We start from the raw sequence: 17,086 nt of genomic DNA, 5'->3' as shown, positions 1-17,086 counted from the left end.
GATGACCACCGCTTGGACCGCCGATCACGTCGGATCGCTCGCACCGGACGCCGCAGCGCTGACCGCCGCGCGCACGTTGCGTGGCAAATGGAGCGGCACCGGCATTCACGACACCGCGCTGTGGGGACTGTGCCAGGGCAGCGGCAGCCGACCGTATCAGACCATCGTGGATCTGTCGGGGCCCGCGTACAAATGCACCTGCCCGAGTCGCAAGTTTCCGTGCAAACACGCACTGTCCCTTTTGTTGTCGTGGAGTGCGGGTGACGTGCCCGCCGCGGACACAGCGGCCGATTTCGCCGCCGACTGGCTGGCCGGCCGGGCCGCCCGCGCTGAGAAGCAGGCCGCGCCCGAGGCCAAGCCCGCCCGCGGCGCCGGGGCTGCCGCCGATCAGCGCCGCGTCCGGGTCACCGCGGGTCTGGCCGATCTGGACATCTGGCTCACCGACCAGGTGCGCACCGGCCTCGCGCAGTCGGATCGCTCGATCCGGGCCTTCGAGACGGTGGCGGCCCGCATGGTCGACGCGCAGGCTCCCGGCATCGCCGCGACCCTGCGCCAGTTGCCGCTCGCCACCACCCATTCCGAATGGCCTCGGCTGCTGCTGCGCGAATACGCCCGCCTGCACTTGCTGACCGCCGCGCACGCCCGTCTCGACGCCCTCTCCCCCGGCCTGCGCGCCAGCGTGCGCACCCACATCGGGTACCCCACGCCGGCCGACACGGTCCGCGCCGAACCGGCGGTTCGTGACCGCTGGCTGGTCCTGGGCATCCGGATCACCACCGAAGACGGCCTCTACACCCGCCGAGTCTGGTTGCGCGGCCGCGCATCCGGTCGCTGGGCTCTGCTCGTCGACCACCACTACGGCAGCCCCGCCTTCCCGAACGACACCCCGGCCCCCGGCTTCCAGGTGGACGCGAACCTCCACTTCTACCCGAGCGCCGCACCCCTGCGCGCCCTCTGGGGCGACCGCCACGAAGACATCCCAGAACCCTTCACCACCATCCCGCTGCACATGGCCGGTTCCCCGGACCGGAACGGCACCATCGCCGCCGCTCTCGCCGAGCAGGCGCGGGCGTTGGGGGCCGATCCGTTTCTGCGGTCGTGGCCGGTGCTGCTGGCCGAGGTCGTGCCCGTTCGTGGTGAAAAGGGCTGGTACATAGCGGAATCCGGTGGCGACGCACTGCCGGTGTCGACAGCCGAAGGTGAGCCGTGGCGACTGCTCGGGCTCTCCGGTGGGCATCCGGTCACGGTGATCGGCGAGTGGACGGTGGACGGGTTGGTGCCGGTTGCGGCACTCGCCGCCGGGACCATGGTGGATGTCGGTGTGGCACAGGGAAATCCGATGCCGATCCGAGGTGGCGTCGAGGATACCGCGAGTGCCGAGCTGGTTTCGGCGGCGCTCGTCGGCACGGCGCGACGTCAGGCCGACCTGTCGGGATTGGCGTCGCCGGTTGCCGCCGCGACGACCGCGTTGACCGGGGATCGGGCCGCGGTCCTGCTGGAATCGATTGCGCTGCAGGACTGTTTCGCACGCGGCGGCGTCTCGGCCACCTCGGCGGAGCGCAGCGCGGCCGCGGCCGATGACGAACGGCGGTTGCTGCCGGTCGCGGCGGGTGCGCGGCTGACCCACCTGCTGGCCGACAATTCGCCGTTCCTCGACGAGTGGTTCGCGCTGGCCGGGCCGCGGGACTTCCGCGCTCCGGACGCAATGGTCAGCGGCCTGCTGGATCGGGCCAAGGCGCTGGCGTCGCATCGGGAACCGCTGCTGCGGCTGGCGGGTGCGCGGGGTCGCTGGCTGGCCGCGCAGCATCCCGGCTGGAAGTCGCTGGTGCGGGCCGCCGCCGAGGACGAGAGCGTGTGGTCGCACGGCCGGGCCGCGGAGCGGCGCAGCTGGCTGTCGCAGCTGCGACAGCGGGATGCGGCGGCCGCGCGGGCGGCGCTGGCGGCGTCCTGGGGCACCGAGTCCGGGCCGGGCAAGGCCGAACTGCTGGCGGTGCTGGCGGACGGCCTCTCACTCGATGACGAGGCGCTGCTGGAGACCGCCCTCGACGACCGGCGCGCTGAGGTGCGCCGGCTGGCCGCGGATCTGCTGGGGCGGCTGCCGGATTCGGCCTTCGCGCGGCGGATGGCCGGCCGGGCCGCGGCCTGGCTGAGTTTCGGTTCCCGTCCGGTGCGGCCGCAGCTGGTCACCACCGGTCCGGGCGTCCTCGACGAGGAGGCCCGGCGCGACGGTGTCGGAGACTCCTTCGGCTACACCGCCTATCGCGCCGACGGCGCCCCCGATCTGTCCACCGAATGGCTGCACCGGGTGGTGGCCGCCACGCCGCTGCGGCACTGGGAGCGGCTGCTCGGCCCGGCCGCGGAGGCGGTGCGGGTGCCCATGGCCGAGGGCATGCGCGGCCCCATGATCGCGGGCTGGTCGGATGCCGCGCTGGCACAACGGAATCCGGAGTGGGCCCGGGCGCTGTTCGGGGCCGTCTCCGGCGCGGACGCCCGCGACGCCGACACCGACAAGCTGCGCGAGCTGTTCGCGCTCCAGCCGGAGGCCGATCAGGTGCGCTACCTGCGTGGCCTGGATTCCAGCTGGCTGGCCGAGATCGAATCCATGTTGCGCGCCATGCCGCATCCGTGGCCCGGCCCGATGGCCGAGCACGTGCTGCGGCTGCTCACCGAGCGCGCCCAGCTGTGTGCCGACCGGCCGGGTGCGCCCAGCCTGGTGCCAGGCTCCTATCGGACGCTGTTCCGCGCGGCGTCCGCTCACTTCCCGGTGGCGGTGGCGGGCATGGTGTCCGGTATCGCCCGCCGGTGCGCGGATCCGTACTGGGAGCAGGCCTTCGACCAGCTCGCCCATGACCTCATCGACCGCAAGACGATGCTCGAGGAGCTGCAGTGACCATGACTCAGGAACAGGACGCCCTGCTGCGCCCGCACGCCGAACAGGCCTTCGCCGACGAACTGAAGGCCCTGGCCGCCACCGACGATCGCCCGCGTCCGCCCTCCTGGAAGCTGTCGCCGTGGGCGGTGGTCACCTACCTGCTGGGCGGCACGCTGGCCGACGGCACCGTGATCACCCCCAAGTACGTGGGCCCGCGCCGGCTCATGGAGGTCGCGGTCGCCACCCTCGCCACCGATCGCGCCCTGCTGTTGATCGGCGTGCCCGGCACTGCGAAAACGTGGGTGTCGGAACACCTTTCGGCCGCCATCGCCGGGCATTCCACACTGCTGGTGCAGGGCACCTCCGGCACCGCCGAGGAGGCCATCCGCTACGGCTGGAACTACGCCCGGCTGCTGGCCGAGGGTCCGAGCGAGGCCGCACTGGTGCCCTCGCCCATCATGACCGCCATGCGCGCCGGCTCCATCGCGCGGCTCGAGGAGCTCACCCGCATCCCCTCGGATGTCCAGGACGCGCTGATCACGGTGCTGTCGGAGAAGACACTGCCGGTGCCGGAACTGGGCTTGGAGGTGCAGGCGGCCAAAGGCTTCAATGTGATCGCCACCGCCAATGACCGCGACCGCGGCGTCAACGAGCTCTCCTCCGCGCTGCGCCGCCGGTTCAACACCGTGGTGCTGCCGCTGCCGGCCGGCGAGGACGAGGAGGTCTCCATCGTGACCCGCCGCGTCGAACAGCTCGGCGCCGCACTGGAATTGCCCGCCGTCCCGGCGGCGGCCGAGGAGATCCGGCGCGTGGTGCGGGTCTTCCGCGAACTGCGCTCGGGCATGACCGAGGACGGGCGCACCAAACTCAAGTCGCCGACGGGCACGCTGTCGACGGCTGAGGCGATCTCGGTGATCACCAATGGCATGGCGCTGGCCGCGCACTTCGGCGACGGCGTGCTGCGACCCGCCGACATCGCGGGCGCGGTGCTGGGCGCGGTGGTCAAGGATCCGGTCGCCGACCAGGTGGTGTGGACGGAATACCTGGAGGCCGTGGTGCGACAGCGCCCCGACTGGGCCGACTTCTACCGGGCCTGCCGCGAGGTCCACGAATGACCACTGCCGTCGCGGTGTCGACCGAGGCCGGAGTGTCGACCGAGACGCGGGTGTTCGGCATCCGCCACCACGGGCCGGGTTCGGCGCGCTCGCTCGCGTTGGCGCTGGCTCGGTTCCGGCCGGACGCCATCCTCATCGAGGGGCCTTCCGACGCCGATCCGCTCATCGGTTACCTTGCGGCCGAGGGGATGTCGCCGCCGGTGGCGCTGCTCGCCTATCAGCCCGACAGCCCGGCCAAGGCCGCGTTCTGGCCCTTCGCGACCTTCTCGCCCGAGTGGGTGGCACTGCGGTACGCGGTGGACAACGATGTGGCCGTGGGCTTCTGCGATCTGCCCGCGAGTGTCGCGCTCGCGGTGGCGGACGAGCCCGGCGACCGGACCGATCCACTGGCCATCCTGGCGGCCGCCGCCGGGTACGACGACGCCGAACGCTGGTGGGACGCCATCGTCGAATCCGCCTCGGACGCCGATATCTTCGCTGCCGTCAACGAGGCCATGGGCGCCTTGCGGGAGCACGCCGAGCACCTGGACGATGCGACCACCGGCCGGGAATCCGATTCCGTTGTCCCGTTCGAGGGGTCCGGGACAGCAGAGGAGGGCGAACCGTTCCCGGAGGATGGACCGGTCTCCATCGAATCGGTGCGGATCACAGTGGACGCGCATACGTTGCGGCGTGAGGCGCACATGCGGCAGATCATGCGAAAGGCCTTGAAGGATGGTGCACGGCGGCTCGCCGTGGTGTGCGGCGCGTGGCACGCGCCGGCACTGGAGGGCAAGCTGGGACCGGCCGCGGCCGATGCCCGGGTCCTCAAGGGCATGCCGAAGAGCAAGGCCACACTGACCTGGGTGCCGTGGACGCATTCGCGGCTGGCGAGCTCGTCCGGCTACGGCGCGGGCATCACCTCGCCGGGCTGGTACCACCACCTGTTCACCGAGACCGAGCAGCCCATCGCGCGGTGGCTGACCAAGGTGGCGGGCACGCTGCGGGCCCACGATCTGCCGGTGTCCAGCGCGCACATCATCGAATCCGTCCGGCTGGCCGACACCCTCGCGACCCTGCGGGGGCGGCCGCTGGCCGGACTGTCGGAGGTCACCGAGGCCACCCGGTCGGTGCTGTGCGACGGCGACGAGACGCTGTTGCGTCTGGTCAGCACCGAACTGGTGGTGGGCGAGGCGCTGGGGACGGTCCCGGACGGGACGCCGACGGTGCCGCTGGAGGCGGATCTGCGGGCCCAGATCAGGACGCTGCGGCTGAAGCAGCAGGCCCTGGAACGGACGGTGGATCTGGATCTGCGCACCGATGGCGGGCTGGCGAGATCGCGACTGCTGCACCGGCTCCGGCTGCTGGGCATCGGGTGGGGCAGGCTGACCGACAGCCAGGTGCGCAATACCGGCACCTTCCGGGAAACCTGGACGCTGCGATGGCGGCCGGAGCTGGCGATCTCGATCGTCGAGGCGTCGCGCTGGGGCACCACGCTGCGGTCGGCGGCCGAGGCGAAAATCCTCGATACGGCGCAGGATCCGGACGCGACGGTCGGGAAGGTGGCGTCCGCGCTGGAGGAGGCGCTGCTGGCCGATCTCGGCGGGGCCACCGACGGGCTCATCGTGCGGCTGGAATCGGTTGCGGCACTGGATCACGACGTCACCCATCTGATGTCCGCGCTGCCCGGATTGCTGCGGATCGTGCGCTACGGCGATGTGCGCGGCACGGACAGCGCGGCGCTGACCCGGGTGGCGGACAGTCTGCTGGTTCGCAGTTGCGCGGGTCTGCCGGGCGCGGTGACCGGGCTGGATGCCGACGCGTCCGCCGCGCTGCGGGCTCAGATCGATGCGGTCCATCTGGCGCTGTCGGCGCGTGACGACGAATGGGCCACCGGGACTTGGCTGTCCACGCTGGAGACTCTCGCCGATCGTGATGACGTCAACGGCGGGATCGTCGGGCGCGCGGTCCGCCTGCTCTGCGATGCCGAGCGCATCGACGGCTCGGAATCCGCACGCCGACTATCCGCGGCACTGTCGGTCGGGCGCACCCCTCCCGACAAGGCTGCCTGGATCGACGGCTTCCTGGGCGGGCGCGGACTGCTCCTGGTCCACGACCGAAACCTGTTGTCGCTCATCGACGATTGGCTGTGCGGACTCGACGAGGCGCAATTCGTCGCCACCCTGCCGCTGCTGCGCCGGACCTTCGGAGCGTTCGAATCCGGCGAGCGGCAGGCCATCGGCCAGGCCGTACGGCACGGCGCGCCAACGGCTTCGGGCGCCCGCCGCACCGACTACGACACCGGCCGCGGCGAGCTCGCCATGCGCGGGGCGGCCGAGATCCTCGGAGTGGCGGGATGACTGCACATCGAAACCGGGGCGTTGCCGAACTTTCGAGGGGATTGTCATGAACGAGATCGACGAGACACAGGGGCGGCGGTGGCGGCTGGTGCTCGGCAGCGCCGGTGAGGCCGGGCTCGGGGGCGGGCTGGGCAATGCCGACGATCAGGCGATGGATCGGGCACTGGGGGCGCTCTACGATTCCGGCGGGCAGGGCAGGAGCGGGCGGCGCTCGGGCGGGCTCGGGGGTTCCGCGCCGCAGGTGTCGCGGTGGCTCGGCGATATCCGCCGGTACTTCCCGTCGACGGTGGTGGAGGTGATGCAGCGGGACGCGGTGGATCGGCTCGACCTCACCGAATTGCTGCTCGAGCCCGAGCTTTTGGAGGCGGTCGAGCCGGATGTGCATCTGGTGGGGACGCTGCTGAGCCTGAACCGGGTGATGCCGGAGACCACCAAGGCCACCGCCCGCACGGTGGTGGAGAAGGTGGTACGGGAGATCGAGCGGCGGATCGCGGCAGCGACCGTGGCCGCCGTGGGCGGGGCGCTGAACCGGGCGGCGCGGGTGTCGCGGCCGAAGCTGCGAGACATCGACTGGGACCGGACCATTCGCAAGAACCTGGCGAACTATCTGCCCGAGCATCGGACCGTGGTACCCGAGCGGCTGGTCGGGTACGGGCGCAAGGCGCAGGCGGTCAAACGGGATGTGGTGCTGGCCATCGATCAGTCGGGATCCATGGCGTCGAGCGTGGTGTACGCCTCGGTGTTCGGCGCGGTGCTGGCGTCCATGCGGTCGCTGCGCACCTCGCTGGTGGTCTTCGACACGGCCGTCGTGGATCTCACCGAGAAGCTGGCGGATCCGGTGGAGGTGCTGTTCGGCACGCAGCTGGGCGGCGGCACCGATATCAATCGCGCCATCGCCTACTCGCAATCGCTCATCACCCGGCCGGCGGACACGCTGTTCGTGCTGATCTCCGACCTGTACGAGGGCGGCGTCCGCGCGGAGATGCTGCGGCGCATTCGCGCCATGAAGGAGGCCGGGGTGCAGGTGGTGGTGCTGCTGGCGCTCTCGGACGAGGGCGCTCCGGCCTACGACCGCGACAATGCGGCGGCGCTGACCGCGCTGGGTGTGCCCGCTTTCGCCTGCACTCCGGACCGCTTCCCCGACCTGCTCGCGGTGGCCCTCGATCGCGGTGACGTGCAGGCTTGGGCGCATCTCAACGCGGGCTGACGCCGCATTCGTAAATGAGGAAGCGACGCACGGGCGGTGCCAACCGAGTTGATCAGGTCGTTCATCGCCAGACTGGCCCGATTACAGGCAGCGGCTCGCCACTCATTCGAGAGTGTGGAATGCCCGGGGATGGAACTGGTTCACGGCGTCATCGATACCCTGGATCGACGCACCGGACAATAGCTGAGAGGGCCCGCACACCCAGCCCGGCCGAGATCGAAAACAGTGTTGTCGCAGGCACACTCGCGAAGGTTGCGCAGGCCGGCGGAATGCTGCTGCCCCCCGAAGCCGTCGAGGTGAGCCTGGTCCCAGGATTCAGTTACAGCAGTGGCTTCACCACGCACGAGTACGGCCTGCGTATCGCGCTTTTGCAAGGCATGGTCACGATTGCCTTCGGCGTGATCGGCGCGGTCGTGGCGCGTCGGCTTCGCGCCCGGCTCCCGCTGTGGTCCGCCGCGGTGCTGTTCGCGGCGAGCGCACTTGTCGAGGCTGCCGGATCGCACACCTGGGACATTCTCACCCTCACCAACGCAGCCTTCGGGCTGGCGCTCGGCTTCTTCTACACGGCCGCAGCGGTTCTCGTCGCCGAGACGGTGCCGCGCGGGCAGACCAGTGCCGGCTGCCGAGCCGTCCGGCCGCGCCGGAGTTCTCTGCACGACATCCCCTGTGCAGCGCTGAGCACCTCGTTTCCGAGCGCTCGATAGGCAGGCGGCTCGACGCCTCGCAGTGGATCGCCCGGCGCACAGATCTGGGCGGCGACCCTCGAGCTGCTCGGCGTCGCGGCGCCTTCGATTTCAGGCACGCGGGAGAGGTACCCAGCCGACCACTGGGCAGAATGAATTTCAGTTTTTCCTTCCTGTGAGGTCAGGGCGCTGCTAACGTGGAGCCGTCACTAGAATTCATTTCAGTTCCGTTTCCGGAGGTCCCGTGACTGCCTCAGTCCTCGCAGCTTCACACCCCCAGAGTCCACAGGTCCCGCCCTCGATGATCGAGCGGATGAGCCTGATCCTCGACACGTTCCCCTACCGCACCAGCCGCCTGACACTCGACGATGTCGCCCGAGCTACCCGGCTGCCCCGCTCCACCGCCCACCGGATCATCGAACAGATGATCAGAGTCCGGTGGCTCGATCGCACCAGTTTGGGCTACAGCCTGGGACCCCGGGCGCTGCAGGTCGGCAGCAACGACGACGCCAACGCCCTCAGATCGGCCGCGGCACCGTTGCTGCACGCATTGATGCTGCGCACGGGTATGACAGTGCACCTGGCAACCCTCGACAAAGGGCAGGTGTGTTTCCTCGACAAGATGGGTGGCCACTTCGCCGCAAGCGTGCCGTCGCGTGTCGGTGCATCAGCACCCGCGCACGCGACGGCGCTGGGGAAAGCAATGCTGGCTCGGCTCACACCCGAAGAGGTGGACCGACGCGTCGCGGGCGCGATGACCCGGTCGACTGCGAGCACCATCACCGATATCAACCTGCTTCACAAGCAACTCGGCGCCATACGCGACCGAAACGGCATCGCGTTCGCGCGCGGAGAATGCTTCGATGACATCGCCTGCACCGCTGTCGCTATCCGCACCCCCCTCGACAGCACGATCGGTGCAATCTCGTTGACCGGTAAAAGCGACGCACAGCTGAAGCGAGTCGCGCCGCTGGTGCTCGACGCTGCCCGACAGGTGACCGCCGCGATTTTTCCCCAACCTTGATTCGCCCACCTTCCGAACTGCAGGGGTAGTTCAAACTCGACACCACCGCCCGTTGCTGCGCACGCGGGACTTCGAGCGTTTGACCGAAAGAGGAGATCGGCTGCTGTTTCGAGTGTCGGCGTCCGGGTTCGCTGTCAGGAATCCGAGCGAGAAGACGAGGGCGATGGTGGCGATGACGGTGTATCCCAAGGGGATTCGGGTGGCGAAGATTGCCCCGATCACCGGACCGATGATCGCCGCGATCACTGTTCCCAGGCCGGCCAGGGTTGAATAGCGGCCGCGCCGATCCACCGGCACCCGGTCCGGCTGGATTGCGGTGAGGGGGCCACCGAATGTGTTGAAGCCCAGGTAGGCGATGCTCGCGGTCATCAGCAGCGTCGCGACCGACGTGGACAACCCGGCCGCGATCAGGCCCAGGAATCCGAGCAGTGCGCCGGCCAGCATCCATGGCGATCGTGCTCCGAACCGGGTCCGCGTGCGGTCGGACAAGACGCCCACGACCGGTTGAGTGAGAACCGAGACGGTCGCGACGACCGCGTTGACCAGTGCGAGCTGCTGCACTTTGTGATCGGGATCCATCGACTGGACCTGCAGCGCAGCGAAATATCCGACGGACCGAAAGCACAATTGTGGGCAGATGTGCGCGAACGGCGCGCTGAGGAACAGGCGCCGCAGGGAACGGTCGGCGATCGGGCGCCCCGCAGCCGAGGGAACCTGGGACGGCGGAGGGCTGGCGTCGGTCGAGGTGGCTGGGGCCATCGGGCGTCCTTGGGGCGCTTGGCGATAGCGGGTGGGAGGTCGAGGCGATGCGACCGCTACGCCAAGAAGGCGGCGCCGCCGTCCACGCTGATGGTGGTTCCGGTGACGTAGCTCGCGTCCGGTCCGGCCAGGTAGACCACGGCTCGCCCGATGTCGTTCTCGGCATGGCCGAGGCGAGGGATCGACAGGTTGGCGAGGATGTTGTCGAGCTGTCCCGGGTGCTTTTCGAATTCGACTGCAGCGGCGTCGGACAGGACGAACGGGCAGATGGCGTTCACGGTGATGCCGGATCGGCCCCACTCGCGCGCGGCGGCGCGAGTGATGCCCGCGATCGCGGATTTGGCCGCGATATAGGTGACGAAGTTGGGAATCGCGGTCACTTCCGAGCCGGATCGGAGGTTGATGATTCTGCCTCCGTCGACAAGGTGCGGATAGCAGGCGCGCATGAAGTACAGGGTGGCCATCGGGCCGGTACTCATCGCCAGTTCGATATCCCTGTCGCTGGTTTCGGTCAGCGGCAACAGTGCGGATGCCATGGCATTGTTGACGAGAATGTCGACGGTCCCGAACCTGGTTACAACCTCGTCGACGAAGGCGTTGACCTGGGAACTGTCGCGGATGTCGCAGATCTTTGCGAGTGCGGTGTCGTCGCCGAGTTCGGCGACGAGATCGTCGGCCGGTTTGATATCGGGTATTGCCACCCGGGCTCCCGCATGTGCGAGGGCGAGGGCGATACCGCGACCCACTCCCCCGGCTGCGCCGGTGACGATTGCGACTTTGTCTTTCAGTGTTTGCATACTTGTTTTCTCATTTCTCGATGACGCCGTGTATTTCCGGAGTTATGCGATGGGTCATGGGCAGATATTGCCGAGGACGAGACCGCTGATCGGCACGCCCGTGCCCGCGGTGACCAGGACGTTGGCGAGGTCGGGCGGCTGGTTCACCGCCGTTCCCCGGACCAGGCGTACCGCCTCTGCGATGCCGTTCATTCCATGCAGATATGCCTCGCCCAGCTGGCCGCCGTGGGTGTTCAATTCGGTGGCCCCGGTGCCGGCGATCGCCGCCGCACCGGTGATGGATGGGCTCATCGTTCGTTCCCTGCGAGGAGTTCGCCGAGTTCCTGCAGAACGGCTTCGGGTCCGCCGAAGGTGGCGGCGAGTTGTTTGCCCCAGAGGAAGTAGCGATGGACGGGGTAATCGGTGTCGACTCCGATGCCGCCGTGGACATGCTGGACGCGGTGCACGACATCGAGTCCGGCCTGCCCGCACCACCATGCGGCGACCAATGCCGCTCTGTCCGCATGGTTTTCGTCGGTATCACAGGTGAGGGCCTGCCACAGGGTCAGGCGCATGGCGTCGACGTCGGTCCAGCAGTCGGCCAGCTGGTGCTGAACGGATTGAAACGAGCCGATGGAGCGGCCGAACTGGCGGCGGTCGCGGACATAGTCGGCGGCCAGGCGCAGCGCGCCGTCGGCAACGCCCACCTGCAGTGCGGCCACCGCCAGCCGCGACCAGCGCACTACCTCGGTCAACGTCTGCCTACCACCGACCCACAGAGCCGGTGTCGACTCGAGCACCAGATCCTGCGCGCGGTCGAGATCGGTCGTCGGCGCGGGTTCCCAGGCCAGATCGTGGTTCGTCACCAGATACAGGCCCGGCCCGTCATCGGCGGCGGCGGAGACGAGCACGAAATCAGCGCCCTCGGGTGTCGGGACCGCAGCCTTGACACCCGACAGTCGCCATGTGCCCGAGCCACTTCCGCACTCGGTGGGGGTAGCTCGGCACGTCGGTGCGGCCGCGGTGGCACTCCCGTATTCCTCGAGCGCCACCGTCAGTCGGACGGCGCCGCCGGCTATGCCGGTGAGCACGTCGCCGCAGGCGTGGCGGGCCAGCGCCGTGGCGGCGACGATGTGTGGCCAGACCGGGGCGGCCGAGACGGTCCGGCCCTGTTCTTCGAGCAGCACGCAGGCAGCGTCCATGCCGAGTCCCGCGCCGCCGTGCTCGTCGGGGAGGGCCAGCCCGAGCAGTCCGGTACGGCCGAGTTCGGTCCACAGGGTGTCGGAATCGCCGAGCGCCGAGAACAGGCGGGCGGCCAGCGCTTGGACCTCGAGCAGTTCATCGGTGAGTCGGAAGTCCATCAGCGGTCCTCGATAGTGGCCGGTGCGAAGACCGGCAGGCTCAGCTCGGAGTCGGCGTCGAACCAGCCGAGGATCAGTGGCATGCCGATTTCGAGGTCGGCGATGGCGACGTCGGTGAGATTGGTGATCAGCCGGGTTCCTTCTTCGAGCTCGACGAGCCCCACGATCAGCGGGTAGTCGAAGGCGGGGTGGCGGGGATGGTGGGCCACGACCCAGGAGTAGAGGGTGGCCCGACCGGTTGCCTGCACGGCGTCCCAGTCGAAGGACTGACACCGCGGGCATTGGGGACCGGGTGGGTGCCGAGGTGTTCGACACGCTGCACAGCGTTGCACCAGGAGCTGATGCCGGCGTGCGGCTTCGAACCAGAACTGGTTGTCGAGGTTGATCGCCGGCCGCGGGCGGAGCTCGCGGGTTTCTGCTCCGGTGCCGTCGGAGGATTCGTGGTTCATCGCGCACCTCGGGGCAGCCCCAGGGCGCTGGTGGCGACCATGTCGCGCAGTACATCGTTGACTCCGCCGCCGAAGGTGTTGACGATGCCCTGCCGGGACAGCTGCTCGACCTGTCCGTGCAACGCGGCCCGGCCCGCCTCGGGGCGGAGCCGTCCACCGGCGCCGAGCACGAAGCTCATCGACCGCTGTAGGTCGATATGGGTTTCGGTGCCGTAAACCTTTGCGGCGGCGGCCTTCTCGGGGCTCAGGGTTCCGTTACCGACCTCGGCTGCGAGCCGGTGGTTCATCAGCCGCATCGCTTCCAGCCGCGCGTGTGTGCGCGCGAATTCGCGCCGCACCCAGGGTTGTTCGGCGGCTCCGGTGTCCTGGGCCCAGGCGAGCGTCTCCTCCCACAGCTGGATCATCCGGCCGCCGAGGGCGGCCAGCGCCACCCGTTCGTGGTTGAGCTGGGTGGTGATCAGCCGCCAGCCGCCATTGACCTCACCGACGACGTCGGTCGCGGGGATACGGATGCCGGAGTAATAGGTGGCGGTCACGGTCATGCCGCCGACGGTGGAGATCGGGGTCCACGAATAGCCGGGGTCATCGCAGGGCACGATCAGGATCGAGATGCCCTGATGCTTGGGGGCCTCGGGGTCGGTGCGGCAGGCCAGCCACACGTAGTCGGCGGTGTTGCCGCCGGTGGTGAAGATCTTGGTTCCGTCGACGATGAACCCGTCACCGTCAGCGACAGCGCGAGTCCGCAGGGACGCGAGGTCTGTTCCCGCCTCGGGTTCGGTGTAGCCGATCGCGAACACGATCTCGCCGCTGAGCATGCCCGGAAGAAACCTGGCCTTTTGTTCCTCGGTGCCGTACTGCATGAGTGCCGGGCCCACGGTATTGATGGTGACCAGGGGGAACGGCACTCCCGCGCGCTGAATTTCGTCGTAGAAGATGAACTGCTCCTCGGCGGTCAACCCGCGGCCTCCGTACTCCGGCGGCCACCCGACGCCGAGCCATCCGTCCCGGCCGAGCATGCGCGTCACCTCGCGGAATCGCGGCCCGCCGGCGCCGGCCTCGGCCACCTCTCGACGTTGCGCCGGGGGCAGGAGTCGGGCGAAGTACTCGCGCAGCTCTCTGCGCAGGGCCCGTTGCTGGGTTGTCTCTCGCAGATCCATGGGTCGTCATTCTGCTGTCGGGGCGAGAACGTGCAACCGGCCCTTCTGCTCACCGGGACAAGGCATTTGGGGGCGGCATTTGCGCGAACAGAGCCGTCGATGGGCGGTCGTGGACCATCAGCGAATGCCAGACGGGGCGGCGTCGTCGATGGTCGATCGACGGCGCCACCCAAGGCGGTTTGCTGCGAGAATTTGTCGGCGGGGAACCTACCGTTGCGTGTGCGTGGCCAGGGATTTGGCGACGCGGGGGGCGTTGATCAGAACTCCCAGGAGTGGGTCGGTTTCGGTATGCGGTGCCGAGGCCAGCCATGCGATCACTCGGCCCGACGCGTCCGGGGGTGCCCCGGTGAAGCCGCTGGCCTTGATGTCGGCGGTGCCTCCTCGGGCGGCGCCCGACTCGGTGATGACGAATCCCGGCTCGATATTGAATGCGCGGATCCCGTCGCCGCGGTGTTCGGCATTGATGGCGCCGGCCAGGCGCCCGAAAGCTGCCTTCGCCGCCGAATAGCCCAGCCCCCAGCCTCCTTCGCCGGGCGGGGCCGGGGGATCGACGACGGCTGAGCCCGAACACAGGCTGACGATCGTGCCGCCGCCGGAATCGATCATCGCCGGCAGAAGTGCCTGGGTCAGGCGGATCTGCTCGATGAGATTGGCTTCCAGCGATTCTCGCAGGTCATCGAGATCCAATTCGAGGAACCGTGCGTGCGGCTTGTGCAGGATGGCGTTGTTGACCAACAGGTTCGGGGCTCCCCAGCGGTCAAGCAACTCCGCTGCTGCCGTGGTCACCGAGGCCGGATCTGCCAGGTCCATCCGCAGCGGTAACGCATGCGCTCCGAGTCTTTCGATCTCAGCGCGGGTCGTGGCCAGACTGCCCGGCACACCGAAGCTGATTTCCCCTTCCCGCGTAGTGCGCGCCGGCACGGTCCCTTCGCCTTCCACCACGGTGCGCGCGGTGAATGCGACGTCGAATCCGGAGCCTGCCAGCACCAGCGCTGTGGCGCGGCCGATACCTCGGCTGGCGCCGGTCACGAGTGCTGTGGGACGAGACGAAGACATTGTGTGAAGCTCCTCGAGACAGATGGTCCCTCGGCGCGGTGGACGGGCCTGCGGACCGCGGAGATGAACAGGGAATCGGGGTGGAGACGACGTCTACCCTGTCGGGCCTGGTGCTCGCATCGCCGCCACCGGCCGGGACTCGATGAATGCCACATGCAGGCTGCGGCGTGCGAGCAACCAGCCTGTATGGGTGCTGCGGTAGTGGTCGCGGTAGATGATGTGCCAGACCAGGTCGGCGTCGCGGTCGTGGCGTCGGGTGAGGTGATGTGCGATGCACGTGACCCTCCCGGTGGCCGTTGCCGCGGTGGGCCCGGGATCGAAGGCAGCGCCCACGATCGCGTGGAATGTCACCGGCACGGCGGCCACGGCGCCCAGTGCCGCGGTCACCGCATCGATCCCGGTATGCGAGACGACCGGGTCGAGAGTGGCCGGCGGATTCGGCAGCTCCAGCACCCCGTCACCGGTGAAAAGTGCGGCGGCTCTGGGAAAATCGCGCTCGTCGACCGCTTCCGCGTAGCGGTGGACGAGGTCCTGTAGGGCGATTCGGTCGTGAATGGTCAGCCCGGTCATGACAGGCCCAGCCGTTGCGCGCAGGCCGACAGCTCGTCCATCGCCTGTTGCAGATCCGCTGTCGCGGTCGGGGCCAGCAAGAGCCGATCGGCGCCCTGTTCGGCCAGGCGGCCGGCGCGGTCGAGGTCGATACGGGAGACCAGGTGGCCCAGCGACAGCTCCAGCTCCGCAGGGTCGCGGCCTGCTCGGGTCGCTTCTTCGTGCATCAGCGCGACCAGCGCGGCCAACTGGTCACCGGTGACTCCCAGTGGTTGCAGCCCGGCACCGTATCGTCCCGCGCGGCGCGCCGCGGCCTTGGTGTGGCCGCCTACGTGAATCGGCACACCGCCGGCCCGGACCGGCTTCGGGTAGCACATCGCTGATTGGAAGCTGAAGAACTCACCCTTGTGGTCGACGCCGGTCTCGCCTGTATCGGCCCATAATGTGGCGAGCACTTCCAGTTGCTCGTCGGCCCTTCGCCCGCGGGCCTCGAAGGGGGCTCCGCATGCCTCGATCTCTTCCTTCATCCACCCCATACCGATGCCGACCCGCAGCCGCCCGTTCGACAACCGATCGAGGGTGGCCAGCCGCTTGGCCAGCACCACGGGATGGTGATTGGGCAGCACGAGTACGCCGGTCGCCAAGCCGAGCCGCGTGGTCTGGCCGGCCAGAAACGACAGAAGTTCGAGGGGATCGGGAATATCGCAGTCGTCGGGGAGCTCCATCTTTCCCGACGATGCATAGGGGTAGACGCTGGCGTAGTGGCTCATCACGACGGCGTGCTCGATGGCGACCAGAGATTCGAAGCCACACGCTTCCACATGCTTGGCGAAGCCGGATATCCACGCGGGATCGGCGCTGGTGCCCGCGGCCGCAGGGGCGATGATCGCGTATTTCATGGACGGCGATGCTACGGAGCTGCGCGGCACCGCAGCTGGGAGGTTTTCGGTGAGCGAGACATCGCCGCCAGGGCGACAGTCGGCACCGGGCCGCCCGTGGCGCGATCATTACGCCAGTTCGATCATCACGCCAGTTCCTCGATACCGCTGAGCAGCTTCCGGCACGCTACCCGGGTGTCCTCCTCGGCCTGCTCGGCGGTGATGTGGTGGTTGAGCGCCGCATTGAGCACCCCGTACCAGGCCGCCTCGGTGATGCGCACCAGGCGGACTTGGGCGTCGCTGGCGTTTTCGACCCCCAGCAGCTGGGTGATCAAGTCGCTGAATCGGTTGGTCACCACACCGCCGGCCTGGGCGACGGCAGCGAGATTCGACTGCAGCATCGCATGCGCGAGCAACGGTCGCGACAGTAGCTCGCGGCCGCCCTCGACGAGCAGATCGCTGACCGCTTGCACCCGGTCGACGCCGGGGCGAGTCAGTGGGGTTGTCTCGGCGAGATGCTTCACGCGGTCGGACAACAGTGCGTTGAACAGGTGTGTCTTAGACGGGAAATAGCGGTACAGCGTGGCAATTGCCACCCCGGCATCCTTGGCGACATCGTGCATCTGAACCCGTTCCAAGCCCTTTTCGGCCCCGTGGTGCGCCGCGGCACGCAGGATCCGCTGACGACGCGACTCCTGTTCGGGTGAACTCGGCTGGGCCGGAAGCCGATCCTCCGCGATGCGTGGCACAGCGTCCCTCCGTGTGTGATGTCTGGCTGTCGTTGTCGTCTCCGCCAAAATTACCCGCCGCTGAGCCCGACCGACTGTGCCATCGTGACTCCTACCTCTCACCTGCCCAGGT

15 protein-coding genes and 2 pseudogenes are annotated in these 17,086 nt (G+C 68.8%); 6 read left to right on the top strand and 11 right to left on the bottom strand.

Going from position 1 to position 17,086, the window contains the following annotated elements:
- The first annotated feature begins 1 nt into the window (after position 1).
- The 6 genes from ACFXKA_RS13285 (at position 2) to ACFXKA_RS13260 (ending at position 9,240) form a co-directional block, all read left to right on the top strand.
- Positions 2–2,890: a DUF5691 domain-containing protein gene (locus ACFXKA_RS13285; RefSeq protein WP_379427388.1), complete on the top strand. Its 2,889-nt coding sequence runs from the start codon at positions 2–4 to the stop codon at positions 2,888–2,890.
- 2 nt (positions 2,891–2,892) lie between these two features.
- Positions 2,893–3,987: an AAA family ATPase gene (locus tag ACFXKA_RS13280; protein WP_379427457.1), complete on the top strand. Its 1,095-nt coding sequence runs from the start codon at positions 2,893–2,895 to the stop codon at positions 3,985–3,987.
- Positions 3,984–6,326 (top strand): DUF5682 family protein, encoded by a 2,343-nt coding sequence (locus tag ACFXKA_RS13275; protein WP_379427387.1) that lies wholly within the window; start codon positions 3,984–3,986, stop codon positions 6,324–6,326. The genes ACFXKA_RS13280 and ACFXKA_RS13275 overlap by 4 nt, the downstream gene beginning before the upstream one ends.
- Positions 6,327–6,372: 46 nt before the next feature.
- On the top strand, positions 6,373–7,533 hold the full coding sequence (locus ACFXKA_RS13270; protein ID WP_379427386.1) for a VWA domain-containing protein: 1,161 nt from the start codon (positions 6,373–6,375) through the stop codon (positions 7,531–7,533).
- Positions 7,534–7,802: 269 nt separating this feature from the next.
- Positions 7,803–8,237 (top strand): hypothetical protein, encoded by a 435-nt coding sequence (locus tag ACFXKA_RS13265; RefSeq protein WP_379427385.1) that lies wholly within the window; start codon positions 7,803–7,805, stop codon positions 8,235–8,237.
- A 292-nt stretch (positions 8,238–8,529) separates the two neighbouring features.
- Entirely contained in the window at positions 8,530–9,240 is a 711-nt protein-coding gene (locus tag ACFXKA_RS13260; RefSeq protein WP_379427384.1) for an IclR family transcriptional regulator, read from the top strand.
- A gap of 30 nt (positions 9,241–9,270) precedes the next feature.
- Here ACFXKA_RS13260 and ACFXKA_RS13255 read toward each other — a convergent pair whose 3' ends face one another.
- The 11 genes and pseudogenes from ACFXKA_RS13255 to ACFXKA_RS13205 all read right to left on the bottom strand — a co-directional run bounded on the left by ACFXKA_RS13255 (position 9,271) and on the right by ACFXKA_RS13205 (position 16,974).
- Positions 9,271–9,819, bottom strand: a complete 549-nt coding sequence (locus ACFXKA_RS13255; RefSeq protein WP_379427383.1) for an MFS transporter — start codon at positions 9,817–9,819, stop codon at positions 9,271–9,273.
- A 236-nt stretch (positions 9,820–10,055) separates the two neighbouring features.
- Positions 10,056–10,796: an SDR family NAD(P)-dependent oxidoreductase gene (locus ACFXKA_RS13250; protein ID WP_379427382.1), complete on the bottom strand. Its 741-nt coding sequence runs from the start codon at positions 10,794–10,796 to the stop codon at positions 10,056–10,058.
- Between the two features lie 54 nt (positions 10,797–10,850).
- Positions 10,851–11,060, bottom strand: a pseudogene (locus ACFXKA_RS13245) (lipid-transfer protein); the annotation flags it as partial.
- A gap of 23 nt (positions 11,061–11,083) precedes the next feature.
- The gene (locus ACFXKA_RS13240) at positions 11,084–12,136 is read right to left on the bottom strand and encodes an acyl-CoA dehydrogenase family protein (protein WP_379427381.1); all 1,053 of its coding nucleotides are present in this window, start codon (positions 12,134–12,136) and stop codon (positions 11,084–11,086) included.
- Complete coding sequence (locus ACFXKA_RS13235; protein ID WP_379427456.1) at positions 12,136–12,384, bottom strand: Zn-ribbon domain-containing OB-fold protein; 249 nt, start codon at positions 12,382–12,384, stop codon at positions 12,136–12,138. Before ACFXKA_RS13235 ends, ACFXKA_RS13240 begins: the two co-directional genes overlap by 1 nt.
- Before the next feature lie 18 nt (positions 12,385–12,402).
- A pseudogene (locus ACFXKA_RS13230) lies at positions 12,403–12,585 on the bottom strand (zinc ribbon domain-containing protein); the annotation flags it as partial.
- Entirely contained in the window at positions 12,582–13,742 is a 1,161-nt protein-coding gene (locus tag ACFXKA_RS13225; protein WP_379427380.1) for an acyl-CoA dehydrogenase family protein, read from the bottom strand. The gene ACFXKA_RS13225 and the pseudogene ACFXKA_RS13230, both read right to left, overlap by 4 nt.
- Positions 13,743–13,949: 207 nt before the next feature.
- Positions 13,950–14,798, bottom strand: a complete 849-nt coding sequence (locus ACFXKA_RS13220) for an SDR family oxidoreductase (protein WP_379427379.1) — start codon at positions 14,796–14,798, stop codon at positions 13,950–13,952.
- A gap of 93 nt (positions 14,799–14,891) precedes the next feature.
- Entirely contained in the window at positions 14,892–15,368 is a 477-nt protein-coding gene (locus ACFXKA_RS13215) for a nuclear transport factor 2 family protein (RefSeq protein ID WP_379427378.1), read from the bottom strand.
- Complete coding sequence (locus tag ACFXKA_RS13210; RefSeq protein ID WP_379427376.1) at positions 15,365–16,246, bottom strand: LLM class F420-dependent oxidoreductase; 882 nt, start codon at positions 16,244–16,246, stop codon at positions 15,365–15,367. The genes ACFXKA_RS13215 and ACFXKA_RS13210 overlap by 4 nt, the downstream gene beginning before the upstream one ends.
- A 125-nt stretch (positions 16,247–16,371) precedes the next feature.
- Complete coding sequence (locus ACFXKA_RS13205) at positions 16,372–16,974, bottom strand: TetR family transcriptional regulator (RefSeq protein ID WP_354833862.1); 603 nt, start codon at positions 16,972–16,974, stop codon at positions 16,372–16,374.
- Positions 16,975–17,086: the final 112 nt, after the last annotated feature.

Source organism: Nocardia sp. NPDC059228 (genome assembly GCF_042754245.1).
Taxonomy (GTDB): domain Bacteria; phylum Actinomycetota; class Actinomycetes; order Mycobacteriales; family Mycobacteriaceae; genus Nocardia.
This window is presented reverse-complemented; position numbering and strand designations above follow the sequence as displayed.